The 512-nt window shown below is 65.8% G+C and carries 1 pseudogene; it reads left to right on the top strand.

The features are described from left to right. A pseudogene (locus H928_RS32550) lies at nt 1-338 on the top strand (iron dicitrate transport regulator FecR); the annotation flags it as partial. Nucleotides 339-512: the final 174 nt, after the last annotated feature.

Genomic DNA, 512 nt, shown 5'->3' on the forward strand with positions numbered 1-512 from the left:
TAGCCGGCCAGGTGCTGCAGGCGGGTTTTAGCGCCACGCTGCAAGCCGCGTCGGTCTCTACGCCGCAAGCGGTGGTCGAAGACAGCCTGGCCTGGACCGACGGCATGCTGGTCGCACGCGGCATGCCGCTGGCCGACATGCTGGCGGCGCTGCAGCCCTATAGCGTGGAGCGCCTGGTCTGCGACCCGGCGGTGGCGGCGCTGCGCATGTCGGGCACCTATCCGCTGGCCGATGTGGCGCGGGTGCTGGCCACGCTGGACGCCCTGCCGGGCCTGCGGGTGCGCAGCTTGGTGCGCTGGTGGGGCCAGCGCGAGGTGGTGGTGGAGAGGGCTGGCTGAGACAGATCGAAGGCAGGGCAAAAAATTTTGAAGAATTTTTTGACCACCCTGGTCTGTTTTAGGTTCTCGCGGGACATGTCAAAGGAAAGCGGCATGGCGCCGTCTTGCACGGCGCTCCTGCCACCCGTCCTCTTTTCTTTGTGATCACCATGGCCAAGTCTTCTGTCCACCCGC

This window comes from Comamonas sp. B-9, assembly GCF_000410635.1.
In the GTDB taxonomy this organism is placed as follows: Bacteria; Pseudomonadota; Gammaproteobacteria; order Burkholderiales; family Burkholderiaceae_C; genus Comamonas.